The organism is Nocardiopsis sp. CNR-923 (assembly GCF_001942255.1).
GTDB lineage: Bacteria > Actinomycetota > Actinomycetes > Streptosporangiales > Streptosporangiaceae > Nocardiopsis.
The window spans coordinates 32,845-47,456 of sequence record NZ_MKKC01000065.1; the positions used below are offsets into that span (position 1 = coordinate 32,845).

Genomic DNA, 14,612 nt, shown 5'->3' on the forward strand with positions numbered 1-14,612 from the left:
GGCGCCCGGTAGAGTCGGGCCCTGTGAGCAGACCATCCATCATCGGCGCCCAGAACTTCCGTGACGACGACGGCGGCGCCGACCCCGAGGTCGAGGCGCGCCTGCGCGACCACGCGGCGGGCCGGGTCGGCGACCGCCAGGTCCTGTCCGTGCTCGCCGGTTCCCGGGTGCTCATCCCCGTCGTCGCCGTGGCCACCGAGACGGAGACCGGCGCGGCCGGGCTCACCAAGGACAAGTCGAGCGAGGTCGCGGTCCCGATCATGACCGGTAAGGACGGCCGCCGCGGTGTGCTCGCCTTCACCTGCGTGGACGCGGTCCGACGCTGGCGCCCCGACGCCCGGCCCGTCCCGTTCACCACCCAGGACGCGTGCAGGGCCGCGGTGGAGGAGGGCGCCGACGCCCTCGTCCTCGATGTCTCCGGACCCCTGCCCTACACCGTCCAGGGGCGCTTCCTCGGCCTTCTCGCGGAACACGGTCACGTACCCGAGGCCAAGGAGGACCCGCAGGTCCTCGCGCTCGTCTACCGCGTGACCCACGCCGAGTTCGGGATCGGGCGCGTGCGCGTGCACGACTCCGAGCGGGCCGACCTGGGCATCCGCCTCGAACTCGACCGGCGTGACGACGAGGCCCTGCGCCGGGTGGCCGAACGGCTGCGGGCCGAGCTCGGCCACGTTCTGCCCGGCGGTATCGAACTCAGCGCCGTCGTGCGGGCCCGCAGGACGGTGACTGATCGCGCCCCGGTCGTCCACAGGTCGTCGTCGGGCACTGTCGCCGCGTCCGGTTCGACGGTAACTTTCCGACTATGACCACCCCCGTCCTGACCTCGCTGCCGCCCCACTCCTGGCTGGTCACCGCCGCCGTCGCGGTCCTGCTCGGGCTGTGCGGAGCACTGGCCGGCCTGGCCACCGGGCGCATCGTCCACCTGTTCGGGTCCGCCCGCCCGAGCACGTACGGCAGGCGCGTGGGAGCGTCGGGACCGCGCGGCCCCGGTCGGGCCGATGGCGGCGCCACGCCAGTCAGAGCCACGGGGCCGACGCCCGACGCGGCCGCGCCGGGCGGGGACACCGCGGATCACGCCAGCGGACTCGCGCCGGGGACGGCGACCGGTCCCGAGCCCGACGAGGACGATGGGCCGCCGCCGCCGCGTTGCCCGCACTGCCTGGCCGAACTCCGCTTCGTCCGCGCCCTCCCCGCCGTGGCCGACCGCGGCTTCCGCCGGACCGGCCGCTGCCCGCACTGCGAACGGGTCGTGCGCCCCCATCCCGGGGCCGTCGTCGCCACCGCCGGGCTCTTCGCCCTCACCGGGGCACTGGCCGTCCACCACCCCTCCTGGTTCCCGTTCGGACACCTGGCCGTCCTGTGGTTGGCGTTCACCGGTGTTCCGCTGGCCGTCGTCGACATCCGGGTCATGCGGCTGCCCAACGACCTGCTCGCCGGCGCGTACCCGGTGGCGGGCCTGCTCGTGACCGCCGCGTCCTGCTCGCGCCCGCGGGACCCGACCTGGACGCGGCCGTGGACGCCCTCGCGGGCATGGCCTTGGTCACCGTGTCGTTCTGGCTGTTGTGGCGGGTCAACCCCCGGGGCCTGGGCTTCGGGGACGTCAAGTTCTCCGGCCTGACCGGCCTGTACTGCGGATGGGCCGCCGGTCCGCTGGGCGCCCTGGTCGCGGTCTTCTGGGCCTTCACGGCGTTCAGCCTGGTCGTGGCGGCCCTGCTCGCGCTGCGCCGCGTCGCCCGGCGCGACCCGTTCCCGCTCGGCCCCTTCCTGGTCGCCGCGACGCTCGCCACCGTGCTGGCCGGACAGCCCCTGGTGTCCGGATGGTGATATCCGATGCCGCGTCCGGCGGCGATTCATGGCAGGATCGTGGACATGTTGCGTTGGCTGACCGCGGGGGAGTCCCACGGACCGGCACTCGTCGCGATTCTGGAGGGCCTTCCGGCCGGTGTGTCCGTCACCTCTGACGACATCGCCGCCGCACTGCTCCGCCGCCGCGCCGGGTACGGCCGTGGTGCCAGGATGAAGTTCGAGAAGGACGAGGTCTCCGTCATCGGAGGCATCCGACACGGCCGGACCCAGGGGGGACCGGTCGCGATCGAGGTGGGCAACACCGAGTGGCCCAAGTGGGAGAAGGTGATGTCTCCCGACCCGGTGTCCGCCGAGGAGTTGGCGGGCGTGGCGCGCAACGAGCCGCTCACCCGCCCGCGTCCCGGGCACGCCGACCTGGTCGGCATGCAGAAGTACGGCCACGAGGAGTCCCGGCCGATCCTGGAGCGCGCCAGCGCGCGCGAGACCGCCGCCCGCGTCGCCGTCGGCGAGGTCGCCCGCCAGTTCTGCCGTCAAGCGCTGGGCGTGGAGATCCTCAGCCACGTCGTGTCCATGGGCCGGGTCGAGGTGCCCGAGGGCTCGCCCGAGCCGCGTCCCGAGGACCTCGCCGCCGTCGACGCCGACCCGGTGCGCTGCTTCGACGCCGATACCAGCGCCCGCATGGTCGAGGAGATCGACGACACCAAGAACGCCGGCGACACTCTCGGCGGCGTGGTCGAGGTGCTGGCCTACGGACTGCCGCCCGGCCTGGGCAGCCACGTCCACTGGGACCGCCGTCTGGACGCCCGGCTCGCCGGCGCTGATGGGGATCCAGGCCATCAAGGGCGTCGAGGTCGGCGACGGCTTCCGCACGGCCGCGCGCCGCGGCTCCGTCGCCCACGACGAGATCGAGCCCGGACCCGACGGCGTGCGCCGCAGGACCAACCGCGCGGGCGGTGTCGAGGGCGGCATGAGCACCGGCGGCCCGTTGCGCGTCCGCGCCGCGATGAAGCCGATCGCCACCGTCCCCAGGGCGCTCGACACCATCGACACCGAGACGGGCCAGCCCGCCCAGGCCCACCACCAGCGCAGCGACGTCACCGCGGTCCCGGCCGCCGGTGTGGTCGCCGAGGCCATGGTCGCGCTGGTCCTGGCCGAGGCCGCCGTGGAGAAGTTCGGCGGGGACTCGGTGGCCGAGACCGCGCGCAACCTGCGCGGCTATCTGGACTCGCTCACCATCCGCTGAGGCGGGGGCCCGGCTCCGCGCCGGGCAGTCGGCCCCGCCACGGGGCGGCCCGTCTGCTAGACAGAGGGCGATGAGGAAGAACGGCGAATGTCCCCGCGCACGCGGGGCGGACCAAGGCAGGCGAGTGTGGCCAGAGCGATCGCGGTGCTCATCGGATCCCCGGGATCGGGCAAGTCGACCGTCGGGCGGGCGCTGGCCGAACGCCTCGGCGCGGACCTGCTGTGCACCGACGGCGAGATCGAGAAGCGCGCGGGCAAGCCGATCGGCGACATCTTCGTCCAGGACGGCGAGGACCGCTTCCGCGCCCTGGAACGCGAGGTCGTGGCCGAGGCGCTGCGTACCTGGGAGGGCGTGATCGCGGTGGGCGGCGGCGCCGTCCTGAACGAGGACACCCGGGCCGAGCTCGCCGACCACCACGTCGTCTACCTCCAGGTCGAGTTCGCCGAGGCGGCCAGGCGCGTCGGCATGGACGTCGCCCGGCCCCTACTCGCGGGCAACCCCCGCGCCAGGCTCCGCGCACTGCTCGTCGAGCGCCTGCCCGTCTACGAGGCCCTGGCCACCGTCACCGTGCCCACCACGGACCAGCACCCCGAAGAGATCGTCGACGCCATCCTGCCCACCCTCGGGCACGGGCGCGCGACGGGAAAGGCCCAGCAGTGACCGTGACGCGCATCGGCGTCGGCGACTCCTCCGGCCGCTACGACGTCGTGGTCGGCAGCGGTGTCCTCTCCGAGCTGCCCGCACTGGTCGGCCACGCGGCCCAGGTCGCCGTGGTCCACCCCGAGGGCCTCGGGGAGATCGCCCGACCCGTCGTCGGTGTGCTGGAAGCGGCCGGGTACACGGTCCGGCCCATGCCCGTCCCCGCCGGCGAGGCCGCCAAGACCGCAGCCGTGGCCGCCGACCTCTGGTCCCGCCTGGGTCGGCACGGCTTCACCCGCAGCGACGCGATCGTCGGCGTCGGCGGCGGCGCCACCACCGACCTGTCAGGTTTCGTGGCCGCCTCCTGGCTGCGCGGCGTCCGCTCGGTCCTGGTGCCCACCACGCTCCTCGGCATGGTCGACGCCGCAGTCGGAGGCAAGACCGGCATCAACACCCCCGAGGGCAAGAACCTCGTCGGCGCCTTCCATCCGCCCGCGGGCGTCCTGTGCGACCTGGCCACCCTGCCGAGCCTGCCCCGCGCCGACTACGTGGGCGGCCTCGCCGAAATCGTCAAGGCCGGGTTCATCGACGACCCCGTCATCTGCGACCTCGTCGAGGACGACCCCGAGGGCGCCACCCGCCCCGAGGGCAAGCACACCCGCGAACTCATCGAACGCGCCGTCCGCGTCAAGGCCGACGTCGTCTCCGGAGACCTCAGGGAGAGCGGCCGCCGCGAGATCCTCAACTACGGTCACACGCTCGGCCACGCCATCGAGCGCGCCGAGAACTACACCTTCCGGCACGGATACGCGGTCTCCATCGGCATGGTCTTCGCCGCCGAACTCGCCCGCCTCGACGGCCGCATCGGCGCCGACCTCGTCGAACGCCACCGCTCCCTGCTCACCTCGGTGGGCCTGCCCGTCTCCTACGCGTCCGAGGCCTGGCCCGAGCTGCGCGCCGTGATGAGCGTCGACAAGAAGGCCCGCGGCGCCACCCTGCGCTTCGTCGTCCTGGACGCTCTGGCCGCCCCCGCCATCCTCAGCGCTCCCGCCCCCGAACTGCTGGACGACGCCTACCGGGCGGTCGCCGGCGGCACCCGCGTCCCGCGAAGCCACTAGACTGACCGCGGATGGGGTGCGCCCCGGCAGATCGCCACCGCCGGTCAGCACGTGGCCAGCCACGGAGCCGCGCCCCGAACCACCGACCACCGACCGGAACGCGCGTCCGGTCCCCGACGTGTCACACCCCTGGGAGAGACGACCGAAGTGGCCACGACGAACGACATCAAGAACGGCAAGACCCTGCGACTCGACGGCGTCCTCTGGAACGTCCTGGAGTTCCAGCACGTCAAGCCGGGCAAGGGCGGCGCGTTCGTCCGTACCAAGCTCAAGAACGTCCTCACGGGCAAGATCGTCGACAGGACCTTCACGCCGGCGCCAAGGTCGAGTTCGCCGACGTCGACCGTCGTGACATGGAGTACCTCTACAACGACGGCGCGAACTTCGTGTTCATGGACTCCTCCACCTACGAGCAGCTTGAGGTCGGATCCGGCGTCGTGGGCGACAACGCCGACTTCCTCCTGGAGAACACCAAGGTCACGGTGGCCACCAACGAGGGCAACCCGCTCTACATCGAGCTGCCCGCCGCCGTGGAGATGGAGATCGTCCAGACCGACCCCGGCGTTCAGGGCGACCGCTCCACCGGCGGCACCAAGCCCGCCACCGTCCAGACCGGCGCCACCATCCAGGTTCCCCTGTTCATCACCACCGGCGAGCGCGTCAAGGTCGACACCCGCACGGGTGACTACCTCGGGCGAGTCAACTGATGAGCGGAGCACGCCGCAAGGCCCGCCGACGCGCGGTCGAGGTCCTCTACGAGGCCGAGGTTCGCGGTATCTCGGTCGAGGACGTCATCCAACGCCGCAGGGCCCAGCCCGAGCCGCCGATCAACGAGTTCACCGAGAGCCTGGCCCGCGCGGTCGACGAGCGGCGGGCGCGCATCGACGAACTGCTGGACACCTACGCCATCGGCTGGACCCTGGAGCGCATGCCGGTCGTCGACCGCAACATCTTGCGGATGGGCGCCTACGAGCTGCTGTGGGCGCAGGACATCCCGGACGGCGTCGCCATCGCCGAGGCCGTCGGTGTGGCCAAGGAGCTGTCCACCGACGAGTCGCCGAACTTCGTCAGCGGCCTTCTGTCACGCTTGATGGAGAACAAGGCGCAGCTCGCGCTCTGACGGCCGCCGCGGGCGGACGTCGGGACACCGGATTGAGGGGACCCAGGTGACTGACAGGACCAGCGCGACCGCGACCGGCGTCGGCTTCGCCGCGGGCGGCGCGACCGGACCGGGACGTGCGGCCAACGCCGCGCGGACGCCGTGGTGTGGGACGCCCTCGCGGACCTGCTGGCGCGTCTTGGCGCCGGGCCCCTGGAGATCGTCGACGCGGGCGGCGGCACCGGTGGCGCCGCGTCCCGCTCGCCGAACTCGGCCACCGCGTGACCGTCGTCGAGCCGAGCCCGGACTCCCTGGCCGCGCTGGAGCGCCGCGCGGCCGAACGCGGCGTCACCGTGCGCGGCGTCCAGGGCGAGACCCGGGACCTCGCCTCGCTGTTCGCCCCGGGCAGCGCGGACCTGGTCCTGGTGCACAACGTTCTGGAGTACGTCGAGGACCCCGCCGCGGCGCTGCGCGACGTGGTCGGGGCGACCCGCCCCGGCGGCGCGGTCAGCCTTCTGGTGACCAACGCCGTCGCCGGCGCCCTCCACCGGGCGCTGTCCGGGCACATCGCCGACGCCGCCCACCTGCTCTCCGACCCGGAGGGCCGGTGGGGCGAGAACGACCCGATGCCGCGCCGCTTCACCCGCCGACAGCTCCTGGCCCTGGTCGGCGAGGCCGGGCTGACCGGTGAGAGCGTCCGGGGCGTGCGGGTGTTCGCCGACGTCCTGCCCGGGCACGCCTGGGAGGGCGACGCCCACGCGGGGCAGCAGCTGGTGGAACTGGAGAAGGCCGCGGCCGAGCACCCGGAGCTGGTCGCATCGCGACCCAGCTGCACGTCGTCGCGCACCGTTAGGGCGTGTGCGGCGGCGTCCGTCACGGAGCGGGGCGTGCGTTCGCCACGCACGTTCCAGAGGTGCGGAGCGGGCGTAACCTGGGCCTATGAGCCGACGCCAACTTGAGCGCGGCGCCGCGCTGCGCGGAATGGTCGCCCCCGAGGGCATCGTCCCCCTGGGGGCGGACCTGCCCGCCGACGGATCCGGTCCGGACGCGGGCTGCGACATCCTGCACATCGACATGGACGCGTTCTTCGCCAGTGTCGAGCAGCTGCGCCACCCCGAGTCGCGAGGCCATCCGGTCATCGTCGGCGGAACCGGTCCGCGCGGGGTGGTCTCCTCGGCCGACTACCTCGCCCGCGCCCGCGGTGTGCACTCCGCGATGCCCATGGTGCGCGCGTTGCGGTTGTGCCCGGACGCGTTCGTCTTCCCCCCGGACGGCTCCGCCTATCGGGAGGCCTCCGAGGCCGTCATGGACATTCTGCGGTCGGTGACCCCCCTCGTGCAGCCGCTCTCCCTCGACGAGGCCTTCCTGGACGTCTCCGGGGCGCGCAGACGGCTCGGCGGTCCCGTGCGCATCGCCGCGATGATCCGCGAGCGCGTCCGCGCCGAGCAGCGGCTCACGTGCTCGGTGGGGGTGGCCGCCACCCGGTTCGTCGCCAAACTCGGCTCCACGCACTGCAAACCCGACGGACTGCTCCTGGTGCCCACCGGCCACGTCCGCTCCTTCCTCGACCCGCTTCCGGTCGGCGCGTTGCCCGGTGTGGGGGACAGAACCGAGCAGACCCTGGTGAAGCTGGGCCTGCGCACCGTCGGGGCACTGGCCCGGACCGACTCCGACCTGCTGCGGATGGAGCTCGGGGCCAAGGCCGGAAGCCGTCTGTCGGAGTTGGCGCGCGGGGTGGACGGCACCCCCGTGGTCCCCGAAACCCCTGACAAGAGCGTCGGCGCGGAGGAGACCTTCGACGCGGACGTGGGCGACCCGGAGGTGATCAACCGGGAGTTGCTGCGGCTGTCGGAGAAGGTGGCGCGACGCCTGCGCGCCTCGGGACAGGTGGGGCGCACGGTGAGTGTCAAGCTCCGCCGGGCGGATTTCTCCACCATCACCCGCTCGCGGACCCTTCCCGAGGCCACCGACGTGGGCCGGGAGATCAGCGCCGTGGCACGGGCGCTGTTCGCGGCGGCCGGGCTGGAGCGGGCGCGGCTCCGGCTGGTCGGGGTGCGCGTGGAGGGCGTCGTCCCAGTGCAGGAGGCTCCGCGCCAGCTGGCCCTGGGCGAGGAGGAGACCGGCTGGCGGGACGTCGAGCGTGTGATGGACAGGGTCACCGCACGGTTCGGTCCAGGCGCGATACAGTCAGCGGTACTCGCCAAGCGTGACGAAAACGACGTATGATTCCGCAACTTCCGGACCCTTCCGAGCGTTCCAACGGTAGGACCGGAGTCAGGGTAGGCAGAGAGGCATGGAAGCCGGTGTTTCCGATACGGAGTGTGGGTACCGGGACCCCAGTGGGTCAGGTGGTCACGCAGCTTTTCTTTCCAGTGGGCGCTAGCGCGCCGTATTCTGGGCATACCACTGACCGAGAGACTGTTCATCAGTACCCGTCACCCCAACCGGGGACTGTCGTAGGGAGGCGCCGTGCCGCTCTCTGAACACGAGCAGCGCATGCTCGACCAGATCGAGCGGGCGCTGTATGCCGAGGACCCGAAGTTCGCGAACACCGTTCGGCAGACGAACCCCGCGGTCCATTACAAGCGCTGGATCATCAAGGCCGTACTCGGATTCGTCATCGGCGTCGTTCTGCTGCTGGCGGGCCTCCTGATCGGTAACCCGGTCATGCAGGTACTCATCAGTGTCCTCGGCTTCATCGTCATGCTCGCCTGCTTCCTGTGGGGAGCCAACGCATGGCGCAAGGCGGCAGGAGGGGGAGCCGAGACCGCGGCGCCCGCCGCGGAGGCCAAGCAGAAGCGCAAGGGCGCGCGTCCGGGCATGATGCACAGATTCGAGGAGCGCTGGCGCCGCCGCCAGGAGGGCGAGGAGTAGCCCCTTTCCGGACGGCGCACCGGCTCCCGCCTCTCGGAGCGAGGCGCCCGCGACCGGGAACGGCACCGCGACCCCGACGGGACCGGAACAAACCCGTGCGAACGGATCCAGCCCCCGACCTGGAAAGGTCGGGGGCTGGTCCGTTTCCGGCTCAGCCGGTGGTCGGCTCCGGCCGTACGTCCGGGCGCGGTCGGAGCCACGGAGCCAGTGACCGCGGCAGCAGCACGGCCCGGACCCTCTCGGTCCGACCGCTGGCCGCCGCCAACCCCGCACGCGCCACGGCCAGGTCCTCGCGTGCCCCGGGCGCGGCGACCGGTTCGGGGGCGTACCGCGCCGACTCCTCGCCCAGGGCCAGGCGCCACAGCGCCGCCCGGACGTCGTCCGGCACGGGCCCCCGCCGCGCCAGGCGCGCCGCCGTGCTCCGGGGGCTCTCCGCCAGGTCCCAGGCCGCCCCCAGGTCCAGACAGGTGTCACGCAGTTCCCGCCAGGCGGCGTGCGCCGCGGGCGCCGGGGCGGTCCCCGACACCGCGACCGCCCGCGACCCCCGCACCGCCATCCGGACCAGGGCCGGCAGGGCCGCCAGGAGAAGCGCGAACAGGACTGCCCCCACGACCGGCAGCCACACCGGGACGGCACCGGCGTCCGGCCCCGAACCGGAGTCCCCGGCCGCCGCGTCGGCCCCCTCGTCCTCGGGAGCCGCGCCCTCCCCGGGGCCGCCGGACGACTCGTCGGACCCGGGCTCGGCACTGGCGGACGGCTCGGTCCGCGACCCCTCGGACTCCTCGTCCTGCGGGTCGGCGTCCTCGTCCGCGGACGAGCCGTCGGACTCCGGGCTGGTGTAGTCGGGCACCGTCGCGGTCCCCTGCCCCCGCCCGCCGGAGCGTCCGGAGTCGGCTCGAACCGTACCCAGCCCACGCCCTCGAAGTACAACTCCGGCCACGCGTGGGCGTCGCCCGAGGACACGGCCCACCGGCCGTCGCCCATCCGCTGCCCGGCCGTGTAGCCGGTCGCGACGCGGGCGGGGATGCCGGCCTGCCGCGCCATGACCGCCATGGCCCCCGCGAACTGCTCGCAGTAGCCGACCTTGTCCTCCAACAGGAAGTGGGACAGGGGGTGGGCGCCGTCGGGGATCGGCGGCGGCGCCAGGCTGTAGTCGAAGGAACCGCCCGTGAAGTACGCCTGCAGGGCGAGCGCGCGCTCGTAGGGCGACCCCGCGTCGCCGGTCAGCGACTCGGTCAGGTGCTCCACGCGCGGATCCACGTCGGGGGGGAGGGCGAGGAAGGCGCTCGGCGCCGACCGGGCGCTTCCCGCGTCGGCCAGCGCCTCGGAGGAGGGCGTGCGCGTCGCCGACTCGATGGTGTAGCTGAGCCCGGTGCGCGGGTCGTCCGTGGTGAACACCATGAGGCTGTCGGGGTCGGCGTACCACTCTCCGGACACGTCCACCGAGCGGGGCCAGTAGGGCACCGGCAGGAAGTCCCTGCTGGGCGCGTCGGCGTCCATGGAGACGCGGGTGGTCGAGGTCGCCCCGTCCGGCTCGGCCGGCCAGCCAGACGGCAGCGGCAGGACGTCCGTCATCCGGGTGTCGCGGTTCGCGTCGACCGGCGACATCGTCCAGTTGACGCCGTCGAACTCGTCCAGCACGTACATGCGCAGATAGTCGGGGTCCTCGGCGTCGGTGGTGTAGGTGAGCACCGTGCGGCCGGGGTCCGAGACCAGGTCGCCGCGCAGGGAGACCAGCGGGTGCGTCGTGGTGAAGCCGTCCGGGCCGTTGCCGAGGGAGGTCCCGCCCGCGGCCTGGTACTGGTAGATGACGTCGGTCCGCAGGGACGGCGCCGCCAGCGGTACCGCCAACGCCACCAGTACGGCCGTCATGACGGACACGGTGAGGATCCCCGCCCACAGCAGACCGACCAGGACCCGGGCCGAGGGGTCGGAGCCGTCGGTGACGGGCGTTCCCCATTCCCGCCCGCGCAGCCACATGTCCGCGGCCAGCAGCGCGAGGTATCCGACCGACGCGCTCACCGCCGCCCCGGCGCTCACCCCTCCGTCGTCCACCGCCAGAGGGATCACCAGCAACGCGACCACCAGGACGCCGACCATGCCGGGGCAGCGCGCGGTCACGGCGAGGAAGTCGGCGGCGCCGACGAGCACGGCGAGCGCCAGCGCGACGATCAGCGCGACGCCCGGTGCGCCGGCGACCGGCGGCGCGCTCACGTTGATCGTGTCGACTCCCTCGTTCAACAGCCCGCCCAGGGCGGGGAGGGTGTCCCCGGTCGGGAACAGTCCGAGGACGGCGGTGTCGGCGGCGAACAGCGGCGTGAGCAGGACCGCGGCCACGAGGATCTGGAGGAACGGCACCGCGAGGGAGGTCCACCCGCTCAGGCGGTAGAGCGCGGACGCCCCGGCCATGGCCGTCATCATCACCACGGCCGGAACCCACCAGCCGGAGCCCGTCACGACCGTGCCGAGCAGGGGAACCGCCGCCAACAGGCTGAACAGCGCCGCCAGGGGCATCAGGGCTCTCACGCGGACCCTCCCGGAGGGTGGTCGGCCCGGCCGCCGGGGAGGGGGCGGGGGCGGTCGCCCGCTGCCACAGCGGCGGCAGATCGGTGGGCGAGGAGACGGTCAGGACCCGCCACCCGGACGCGCTCAGGATCTCGCCTGCGCCGCGGAGGGTGTCGGGGGAGGGCCAGGCCGCGTTGGCGCACAGCACGGCCACGCGCGCGCCGCCGCGGACCCGCGCCAGCGCCGCGGCCTCGTCCGCGGACACCGCGCCGAGGACCGCCACCACCAGGCTGGGGGAGCCGCCCCGGTGCGAAGTGAGCATGTCGACGCCGCCCAGCAGGTCGGGGAGGTCGGAGGGCTGGGCCACGGCCAGGCCGTCCAGGACTCCGGCGGCCGAGGCGGAGCGGAACCGGCCCGACTCGGTGTGCAGTCGCAGCTCGTGGCCGTGGTCGAGGAGGTGCACCGCGACCGAGGCGGCGACGCTCACGGCGGACTCCAGCGATCCGGCGGGGCCGTGTCCCCGGTGGGCCCGGAGCCTGGTGTCGACCAGGACCGCGCCCTCCTCGCGCCAGTGCTGCTCGTCACGCCGCACCATCAGCGCACCGTGCTTGGCGGTGGACCTCCAGTGCACCCGGCGCAGCTCGTCGCCGTGCTGGTACTCGCGGGGGATCGGGTCCTGTTCGCCGAGGCCGGTCATCGCGCGGCGGGGGGACTCCTCACCCTGGGATCCCCCGGCGGGGCCGAGGGAGGGCAGCGGAACGGTCGGCGGCGTCACGAGCAGGGAGGAGGGGGCGCCGACGACGCGGGTGACGCGCACGCAGCCCAGCGGGTCGCAGACGCTGACCACCAGGGGGCCGATCGGGTAGCTGCCGCGTACGGCCGGTCGTACCAGGTAGGAGACGTCGCGGACCGCGCGCGGCCACAGGTGGCCCACGGTGAAGCGGGGCTGGGAGCCGAGGGGGACGGGCAGGCCGTCCTCGACGAACACCGACGCGACCGGCCAGGTGGACGAGGCGTTGGCGATCCGTACCAGCACGCGCGCGTCGTGTCCGGCCGGGACCCGCGCGGGCACGACGACGCGGCTGTGCACGACGCGCGAGACCGACCCGACCAGGGTGAGCACGGCCACCAGCGGCACAGCGGTCAGCAGGGCGCCCAGACCCACGATCTCGCGCTGGCCCACCACGAATCCGACGACGAGGGCGGCCAGGCCGAAGGAGAGCATGAACCCGCCGCGGACGGTCAGGGTCCGCCGGGTCTGGGACCGCACCGCCGGTGTCTCCGTTGGGTGAGCCGCGGGCGGGGGGCCGTGACCGGTCACTGCGGGCCGGGGACGGGGAGGCGGGAGACCAGCTGGGCGACGATCTGCTCGGCCGACAGGCGCTCCATCCCCGCCTCGGGGCTGGGCAGCAGCCGGTGCGCCAGGACCGGCACGGCCAGTGCCTGGATGTCGTCGGGGACGACGTAGTGCCGCCCGTCCAGGGCGGCGTAGGCGCGGGCGGCGCGGACCAGGTGCAGCGTGGCGCGCGGCGAGGCGCCCAGCCGCAGCTCGGGGCTGGTCCGTGTGGCGTTGACCAGGTCGACGACGTAGCGGCGCATGCCGGGGGCGACGTGCACCGAGCGCACCCGGTCGGCGAGATCGCGGATGCTCGCGGCGTTGGTGACGGGCGCCAGACCCTCCAGAGGAGAGTGGGCGCTGTGCGCGTCGATCATGTCCAGCTCGGCCTGCGGCGCGGGATAGCCGACGGAGACGCGGGCCATGAAGCGGTCCCGCTGGGCCTCGGGGAGGGTGTAGGTGCCCTCCATGTCCGACGGGTTCTGCGTGGCCACGACCATGAACGGCCGTTCGAGCTGGCGGGACTGGCCGTCGGTGCTGACCTGGCGCTCCTCCATGCACTCCAGGAGGGCGGCCTGGGTCTTGGGCGAGGCGCGGTTGATCTCGTCGCCCAGCACGATGTTGGCGAACACCGGGCCGGGGTTGAACTCGAACTCGTTCCGGTCCTGGTGGTAGACGTTCACGCCGGTGATGTCGCTGGGCAACAGGTCCGGAGTGAACTGGATCCGCTGCACCGAGCAGTCGACCGCCCGGCCCAGGGCCTTGGCGAGCATCGTCTTGCCCACGCCGGGCACGTCCTCGATGAGCAGGTGGCCCTCGGCCAGCAGGACGGTCAGCGCGACGCGCAGAACCTCCGGCTTGCCCTCGATGACGGTCCCGATCGCGTGGCGGACGCGGTCGGCGACGCCGACGATCTCGCCGACGTTCGCCTGGACGCCGCCCCCGTGACCGCCGTGGTGTGTGCCGAGTGACACGAGACCCTCCCGCTCGTCGTGGCTCCGTGTGTCGGTGTCGCTCCGAGGCTAGGCCCATTCGGAGTGATTGCAAACCGAAGTGCTGGGATCACCCCGCTCCGTCCCCAGGTCGGAGAGGTCGGATGTGCCAGCTCGGGTCCCACCTTCCGATCCGTGTCCGGTCAGATGCCCACGCCTCCGCCCAGGTTCGCCGCACAGTTCCCGGTCCTGCCGACCGGAGGCGCCGTCGGTGAGGGAACCGTCGGGACACGACAGGGCGCCCCACCCGGACCGTGCGCTCCTGACCTGCCCGTTCAGCCCCGGATCCAGCTGTGGACACGGGCTGGCGCTGTTGACGGTGGGGAAGAGTGGAGTAAGGTGGGGCAGCGTGGGGAGAGTGAGTTCCCCAGGGCGGGGTGAGGGAGGTGGCGCTGTGTTCCTCGGCACCCACACGCCCCGCCTCGACCAGAAGGGGCGGCTGTTCCTTCCGGCGAAGTACCGCGACGAACTGTCGGGGGGGTTGGTGATCACCAAGGGCCAGGAGCACTGCCTCTACGTCTTTCCGTTGGAGGAGTTCGGCCGCGTCACCGACGCGCTCAGCTCCGCTCCGGTCACCGCCAAGGCGGTTCGCGACTACGGCCGGGTCCTCTTCGCCAGTGCCTCCGACGAGTCCTGTGACAAGCAGGGCCGGATCACCATCCCGCCGAAGCTGCGTGAGTACGCGGGCCTGGACCGCGAGTGCGTCGTCATCGGCGCCAACACGCGGTTGGAGATCTGGGCCGCACGGGCCTGGTCGGACTACGAGGCCGAGCAGGAGCAGGCCTTCGCGCGTCTGTCGGAGGAGGTGCTGCCCGGGGTGCTGTGAACCCGGCGACGGCGCCGGTGTGACCAGCACGACAGTCCACACCCTCGCAAGCCGGGGTCCGGCCGGACCCGCGGACGCGGCACGGACGAGCTGGCGCGACTTCCCCGGTGCCAGGTCGTCAACGCGAGTCCGCCGAAAGGTGGACAATGGCGGCCGTGTCCGGACGAGGTCCGG

At 73.2% G+C, this 14,612-nt stretch carries 8 protein-coding genes and 6 pseudogenes; 11 read left to right on the top strand and 3 right to left on the bottom strand.

Translation table 11 applies throughout. The features are described from left to right. Positions 1–23: 23 nt before the first annotated feature. The 10 genes and pseudogenes from BJF83_RS06290 to BJF83_RS06335 all read left to right on the top strand — a co-directional run bounded on the left by BJF83_RS06290 (position 24) and on the right by BJF83_RS06335 (position 8,779). Positions 24–806, top strand: coding sequence for an SseB family protein (locus BJF83_RS06290; RefSeq protein ID WP_262391353.1), 783 nt, complete (start codon positions 24–26; stop codon positions 804–806). Next, a pseudogene (locus tag BJF83_RS06295) lies at positions 803–1,824 on the top strand (prepilin peptidase). Before BJF83_RS06290 ends, BJF83_RS06295 begins: the two are co-directional and overlap by 4 nt. A gap of 45 nt (positions 1,825–1,869) precedes the next feature. Next, positions 1,870–3,049 (top strand): annotated as a pseudogene (aroC, locus tag BJF83_RS06300) (chorismate synthase). 144 nt (positions 3,050–3,193) lie between these two features. Continuing rightward, the gene (locus BJF83_RS06305; RefSeq protein WP_075925653.1) at positions 3,194–3,709 is read left to right on the top strand and encodes a shikimate kinase; all 516 of its coding nucleotides are present in this window, start codon (positions 3,194–3,196) and stop codon (positions 3,707–3,709) included. Further along, positions 3,706–4,806, top strand: coding sequence for a 3-dehydroquinate synthase (aroB, locus tag BJF83_RS06310; RefSeq protein WP_075925558.1), 1,101 nt, complete (start codon positions 3,706–3,708; stop codon positions 4,804–4,806). The genes BJF83_RS06305 and aroB overlap by 4 nt, the downstream gene beginning before the upstream one ends. Before the next feature lie 147 nt (positions 4,807–4,953). Beyond that, a pseudogene (efp, locus tag BJF83_RS06315) lies at positions 4,954–5,513 on the top strand (elongation factor P). Then, a complete protein-coding gene (gene nusB / locus BJF83_RS06320; protein ID WP_075925559.1) occupies positions 5,513–5,926 on the top strand; it encodes a transcription antitermination factor NusB in 414 nt (137 codons plus the stop codon). The pseudogene efp and the gene nusB overlap by 1 nt, the downstream one beginning before the upstream one ends. Positions 5,927–5,972: 46 nt before the next feature. Beyond that, positions 5,973–6,758: pseudogene (locus BJF83_RS06325) on the top strand (methyltransferase domain-containing protein). Positions 6,759–6,844: 86 nt separating this feature from the next. Further along, positions 6,845–8,131: a DNA polymerase IV gene (gene dinB, locus BJF83_RS06330; protein WP_187347104.1), complete on the top strand. Its 1,287-nt coding sequence runs from the start codon at positions 6,845–6,847 to the stop codon at positions 8,129–8,131. Positions 8,132–8,401: 270 nt separating this feature from the next. Then, positions 8,402–8,779, top strand: coding sequence for a DUF3040 domain-containing protein (locus BJF83_RS06335; protein WP_262391373.1), 378 nt, complete (start codon positions 8,402–8,404; stop codon positions 8,777–8,779). A 951-nt stretch (positions 8,780–9,730) separates the two neighbouring features. On the opposite strand, the pseudogene BJF83_RS06340 reads toward BJF83_RS06335, so the two are convergent. The 3 genes and pseudogenes from BJF83_RS06340 to BJF83_RS06350 all read right to left on the bottom strand — a co-directional run. After that, a pseudogene (locus BJF83_RS06340) lies at positions 9,731–11,293 on the bottom strand (transglutaminaseTgpA domain-containing protein); the annotation flags it as partial. A 10-nt stretch (positions 11,294–11,303) separates the two neighbouring features. Next, a pseudogene (locus BJF83_RS30900) lies at positions 11,304–12,509 on the bottom strand (DUF58 domain-containing protein); the annotation flags it as partial. A 92-nt stretch (positions 12,510–12,601) separates the two neighbouring features. Beyond that, positions 12,602–13,594 carry a MoxR family ATPase gene (locus BJF83_RS06350; RefSeq protein WP_075925562.1) on the bottom strand — a complete coding sequence of 331 codons (993 nt, stop codon included), beginning with the start codon at positions 13,592–13,594 and terminating at the stop codon, positions 12,602–12,604. Between the two features lie 412 nt (positions 13,595–14,006). On the opposite strand from BJF83_RS06350, the gene mraZ reads away from it, so the two are divergent. Further along, positions 14,007–14,438 carry a division/cell wall cluster transcriptional repressor MraZ gene (gene mraZ / locus BJF83_RS06355; protein WP_075925563.1) on the top strand — a complete coding sequence of 144 codons (432 nt, stop codon included), beginning with the start codon at positions 14,007–14,009 and terminating at the stop codon, positions 14,436–14,438. Positions 14,439–14,612 lie beyond the last annotated feature (174 nt).